Annotated in this window: 1 protein-coding gene; it reads right to left on the bottom strand. The window is 71.3% G+C overall.

The window, feature by feature from the left end; translation table 11 throughout:
* Positions 1–1,019 (bottom strand): sigma-70 family RNA polymerase sigma factor (locus tag AB0I76_RS29780; protein ID WP_357042428.1); only part of this gene is annotated, 1,019 nt, incomplete at its 3' end.
* Positions 1,020–1,491 lie beyond the last annotated feature (472 nt).

Raw genomic sequence — 1,491 nt, 5'->3', positions numbered from 1 at the left:
GGGGCGACGACCGCGGTGTCCGGTCGTGGTCCGCCGTGGCCCTCGCTGACGACGTACGCCGCGGCTCCGCCGCCCACCGCGACCGCCGCCGCCACTGCGGTGGCGGCGGGCTTGGCGATCAGGACGTGCACGAACTGCCGCACGCTCTCGACCAGGGCGGTCACCAGGCCGGTGGCCACCGGCTCGACGCCCGTCTGGGGCAGGAGCAGCGGCGGTGCGGCCAGCAACGGTGCGGTGGCCAGCAACGCCTCCGGTGGCAGCAGCCCTGCGTCGACCTGCGCGCACGCTCGGCAGCCGTCGACGTGCCGGACCAGCCGCTTGCGCCACAGCGGCGACCGTACGCCGGGCCAGTTCCGCAGCAGCGCCACGACGTCGCGGCAGCCGGCGCTCCCGCCGGCCGCGCCGACGGCGCGTTCGATCCGACGAGCGCTGTCCAACCGGCTGCGCAGGCGGTGCAGGCGCACCCGGACGTGCACCTCCGAGATGCCCAGGGTCGGGCCCAGCTCGGTGGGTCTCAGGTCACCGGCCTGGGTGAGCCACCACAGGTTGAGCAACTCCCGGTCGTCACGGTCGAGCCACTGCGTGGCAGCGCTGAGTTCCCGGCGCTGGCGGCTCAGCTCCACCTGGTCGAGGCCGAGGTCGGCCACGTCGACGCCGGCATCCAGCTCGTCCGGGTCATCGGCGAGGAATCGCCGGTGGTCCTCCCCCACCCGAGCCAGGCGGCGGCGGGTCTGGCGCAGCGCTGTCGACAGCAACCACGACCGGAAACGCTCCGGTCTGCTCACCTGGCTCAGCCCGGAGACCGCACGCAGCATCGTCTCCTGCACCACGTCGTCGACGTCCGCCGCCGACAGTCCGTTGGCCGCCACCTGGTAGACCATCGGAAGGCTGATCCTGAGGAGCTGGTCGAGTGCGGCGGAGTCACCGCCCTGGGCCGCCCGCACCAGGGCCACCATGTCGGCGTCGGCGTCGGCTGCCGTCGGCCGGCCCGCCTGATGCCGCCCCACCGTCGCGGTCATCTCCGGACCAGCCGGTACGGCTTCGGCCGGCGGTCGTGGCCACCTGCGTCGGGCGCCGACGCCGTGTGCGAGATGCCCATCGAGACGTTCGCCCCCTTGTGCCCGCAGGCTCACGCGCCTGGCCATCGCTCGCACGGCGTCGAGGGGCGCTCGATCTCGACCCACCTGTTATTCCGGTCAAACCAGGGGCACGTCCGAGCGATGTTCCGACGCGCGTGCGTATCGCACGATAGACCCGGGGAATCGCCGGAGCAAGGAGCACGCGCGACAGTTGCACGGACTGTACGGGGCGACCGACAAAGTGTTGGTCACGGTTCGCAAAAATGTGTAACAGCCATAGCATGAAGCTGCCCGCACCGTCGTCGTCACGTTCGGTACCGCTGAATATCCCGCAGGCAGCGACCGCTTGAGCCACGATCGAGCACCTCCGCGGTCCGTTACAGAAATTCGATGGCGAGTGCCTCACAATGTG

The sequence above is a fragment of the Micromonospora sp. NPDC049799 genome, from assembly GCF_040656655.1.
In the GTDB taxonomy this organism is placed as follows: Bacteria; Actinomycetota; Actinomycetes; order Mycobacteriales; family Micromonosporaceae; genus Micromonospora.
This window is presented reverse-complemented; position numbering and strand designations above follow the sequence as displayed.